Origin of the sequence: Campylobacter sp. 2018MI10 (assembly GCF_018501175.1) — a bacterium.
In the GTDB taxonomy this organism is placed as follows: Bacteria; Campylobacterota; Campylobacteria; order Campylobacterales; family Campylobacteraceae; genus Campylobacter_E.
In genome coordinates this window covers 1-4,613 of record NZ_JAHCZD010000033.1, presented here as the reverse complement: position 1 = coordinate 4,613, position 4,613 = coordinate 1, and the positions used below count along the sequence as shown (strand labels likewise).

The 4,613-nt window shown below is 24.7% G+C and carries 2 protein-coding genes; one reads left to right on the top strand and one right to left on the bottom strand.

Going from position 1 to position 4,613, the window contains the following annotated elements; translation table 11 throughout:
- Positions 1-1,343: 1,343 nt before the first annotated feature.
- Positions 1,344-2,405 carry a tyrosine-type recombinase/integrase gene (locus tag KJR01_RS09495; RefSeq protein ID WP_214118992.1) on the top strand — a complete coding sequence of 354 codons (1,062 nt, stop codon included), beginning with the start codon at positions 1,344-1,346 and terminating at the stop codon, positions 2,403-2,405.
- Between the two features lie 679 nt (positions 2,406-3,084).
- On the opposite strand, the gene KJR01_RS09490 is transcribed toward KJR01_RS09495, so the two are convergent.
- A complete protein-coding gene (locus tag KJR01_RS09490; RefSeq protein WP_214118989.1) occupies positions 3,085-4,227 on the bottom strand; it encodes an MFS transporter in 1,143 nt (380 codons plus the stop codon).
- Between the last annotated feature and the right edge of the window lie 386 nt (positions 4,228-4,613).

The window sequence follows — 4,613 nt, the reverse complement described above, 5'->3', positions numbered from 1 at the left end:
TATTTAGTTTAAAATGAGTATTTAAAAAGTGCTTAAACATTTAAAACAACGGCACTTGCATTTGCCTTAACTTAAAGCATATTTGATATTTAGTTTAAAATGAGTATTTAAAAAGTGCTTAAACATTATATATATTTGACTTCAAAAGATATCAATAGTAAGTATTATGTTGAGTCATTTTATGATATTGATTGACAGGCGGACTAGACTAAGTTACCTTGCTAGCGAAGCATTAAAGCCTTGTATATTAGCCTACAATATACATTTAAAGCCCTTGTCGCTCAATAAGAGCTACTTATATCACGCATTTGTATTATAAACTTAATTGGCTTAGATTTGGAAATAGATAAAATTAAGCTTTTGATAGATTTAATGGAATTAAAGACAAGCAAACTTCTTTAAAGGTGCTTGGTCGTGTAGCAAAGCTAAGTGCTAATGATATGGATAAATTGAATGTAAGTATTACTAAATTAGCAAGTAAAGAGTTAAAAATGAACTAAGTGGCAATTTAGCCCGAATTGGTGCTTTGGCTGTGCCTGTAAAATTTGCGGGAGATTTTGAGAGTGCTTTAGCTGATTTTAATAATACTGCTAAGCTTAATAATTTTGAGCTTTTGTCCAATAAAATATATGAGTTTATAAAACATAATTCAAAATACTATTAAACACAACAAGTAAGCTTAAAATAGCATTTGAACTAATAGTTGCCAAAAAAGACTTAATAAGAATTTGTTATAAACAATCTAAAATCTTCAGTTTTATTAAAATCGCAGAGTGGTGTTATGGTTTTAAAATACTAATTTGAAAATTATAGTTTTCAATACTAATATAATATATAAACATATTAAATATGCTAATAATCAATTTAGATTGCTTTTATTTTTAAAATAATTTAATACTCTTACGGAGCTTAAATTATATACTTATACCAAACACTTATGTATTTTTTATATGCCTACGCCAATAATTTCAATACTATAAAAATACTTCATTTCCAAACATAACAAAATTAGATTTAATAAGGTTTTAGAATTTAATTTATATATGTAATATAATTTTCAAACTATTTTTTATATGCTTAATATAAATTTGAGTTATTTCTATATTAATTATTTAATAAAATATATAAATAATTTTTTTGATATTTTATACGATATTTAGTATATTTATAAAAATAATCATATTATTTTATGTATTATTTTATGTAAAATTATCATATTTTTTTTATTATTATTTTTAATAAAATTTTACATATTAAATTTATATTGAAAACTAAGTTTATAATATAATCTTCTTTTATTATAATTTTTTTCTATATTAAACAACTTATTTTAAGGAACAATTATGAAATACCCTTTAGATTGTGAAGACAATTTTTCAAAATCATTTTTATTTTGGATAGCTAAATTTCTAAAATTTAAATTAAATTCTTTATCAAATAAACTACTTGAAACAGCAGAAGAATTAAGAGAGATTAATATTGCTTTAAGTAAAAATAATTTCACTATAGAAGAATTAGATGAGTTAGCTAAAAAATCAAGAAATATAGGAATGATTGGTGTAAATACTTATTTTAACCCTATTAAAAAATTTTACGAGCAAATAATTCACTATAAGCTGTACTCTCTAAAACTAATTGATGAAGAATTGGTAATTGAAATTCTATCAAGTATAACAGCAGGTCTTAGTGATGCGAGTAAAAAAAATCACAAAATCGCTATAGTTAATTTTTTTAAATTTTTAAGTTCACAAAATAAAGATGATGATAGTTCTTATGTTTATGAAATAGAGTTAAAAAACTGGTCAGGATTAAACTCATCATCAGGACACAAACTACCAGAATTTATGAGCGAAGAGCAAATGAAAACATTTTTAAATACTCTAAATAATTATGAGTTTAAAAGTAATCAAGACAGAAATAAACTTGCTATAAAAATCATATTATTTACTGGAGTAAGGGTTAATGAAGTTCTTAGATTAAGGTTAAAAGATATTAGCTATGAAAATGATTTGATAAGCCTTAGAATTCATGCTAAAGGTAATAAATATAGAGTGGTTTTACTAAATATAAATTCCATTAAAGAGCATTTAGAATATTTTAATAATTTCGCCGAACCTAATCAATACTTATTTACAAATAAACAAGGTAAGCCATTAACTCAAGCTTATATATCAAGATTAATTGAAAATGTATTATTAGCAGCCGGTATTCGCAAAGAAAAAAATGGAGCTCATATGCTAAGACATAGTTTTGCTACCCTACTTTATAAAAAAGAAAAAGATTTGTTATTAGTCCAAGAAGCCTTAGGGCATGCTTCGCTTAATACTTCAAGAATTTATACTCATTTTGATAATGATAAATTAAAATTGGCAGCAAAAATAGCTAATAATTTAAAAGAAGACTAAAAAGTCTTCTTATGTATCCATCAAAACTATTAAATTAATTTAGCTCAAAATAAGTATAAAAAAACTTTTTTCATTATATATAGTGTTTATCCTATAAAAAGTAATAGCACAAATATACCTAATCCGTAAAACTCTCATTTATTCCGAAATTTAAACTTGATGCCCTACTTTATTTTGAACCTATTTTTTTATAAAAGAAAACTAAAAAAACAACTAGCTAAAATAAAACTAGCACAGATAAAAAACACTTTTTCATCATATAAGTTATAAAAATACCCACCACTTAAACTACCAAAAAATACACCTAATCCGTAAAACTCTCATTTATTCCAAAATTTAAGCTGAATACCCTACTTTATTTTGAGATTATTTTTTATTAAAAAAAATTAACACAAATAAATCACTTAGCCAAAATAACTATAATTAAAATTTTACTTATTTTATATAAATTAGTTTTTATTCTATTATTTATAATTTTTATCCTATAGCACAAATATATCTGCTTTATTTTGAACCTATTCTTTTATAAAGTAAAACTAAAAAAAACAACTAGCTAAAATAAAACTAGCACAAATAAAAAACACTTTTTCATCGTATAGATTGTAAGATATTCAAAAATAAACTATTACTAATCAACCTAATCTATTTATTTTTAAATGCTTAAGCTAAATACCCTACTTTATTTTAAACCTATTCTTTTATAAAAGAAAACTAAAAAACAACTAGCTAAAATAAAACTAGCACAAATAAAAAACACTTTTTCATCATATAAGTTATAAAAATACCCACCACTTAAACTACCAAAAAACGCACCTAATCCGTAAAAACTCTGATTTATTCCAAATATTTTTGAGCTAATTTGTTTAGGTATCTTTTTTCTTATCATAGAATAAACGCTAGGCATAATAGAGCAAAAGCTAATACCGGTTATAAACCTAACTAAGCAAAATAACCAAAAATTATGGCTAGTAAAATAATGCAATATTAAACATATAAACAAAGCAAAAGTGCTAATTAAAATCAAATTAACTTCTCCATAATCTTTTGCTAATTTTGATAATTTCGGAGCAAATATAGCACTAGCAATTCCTGCTAAACTAAAGCAAAAACCTGTAGCTAATTCTTTATGATCTACTAGTTTTGAAACAAATAAGCCGATTATAGGACCTATAAATGTTTGAGAATACTGCACTAAAAACGAAGCTAAACACAAAACTATTACAAATGAATACAAGCCTTTATCAAGCCTTATTTTTTCGCCTTTAGGAACTGGAGTAAAATCTTCTTTTACAAAAAATAATATCAATAAAAATATACTAATTAATAAAAATCCTGATATTGCAAACTGAACTCTAAAATCAAAAAAGTGCATTAATACTCCACCAAACAATGGTCCTAAAAGCGAGCCTGTTATCTGAAATGAGCTAAGTTTTGCAAGAGATACATTCACATCATCTTTAGGAGCATTAACAGCTATTAATGCAATACAAGCAGGGTTAAACCCAGAAAAAAATCCCATAATAAATCTAAGTATTATAAATGATTCTGCGGTTTTTAAAAATACGCTAATTAACAAGCACAAGCCCATACCAAAACTAGCTCTTAAAAGCATTTTTTTACGACCATATTTATCAGCTAAAATACCCCATAATGGTGCAAACAACGCCATAGTAAGTGTGCTACCAGCATAAGCTAAACCACTATATAAGCTAATCTTATCTCCGCTCACTCCATATTCTTGCATAATAAATGGTAAAAGCGGTAGAATTTGATTAAGCGCTAATGTGCTTAAAAATGAACCTAATGAAACTATTAAAAGCATAAATTTAAAATTACTTTGCATAGGTTTATTATAGTTCTTGTTTGTAATTAAAGCTACTTTTATAGTGAATAATTAAGTGATTTAAAATAAATTGAAAGCTTTAAATATTCGTTGCTTAAGTTAGATTTTATATATAAAACCCAATAAATCACTAAGATATTTGAAAAAACACTCAAAAGGAATTTAAAAACAAACTTTTAAATTCCTTAATCTTTTTTAGTATTTACTTACACTTTTAAAGCATACTCACTCATCATCACCAGGAGCTACTCTTTGTAAGTATTTTACTACTTGATAGTATTCATTCTCATCTAAACTTGCATTATCTTGCATAGATTTAATTGTGCTTGGCCATACATTTTTACTAAACTCATCATAAGCATGTA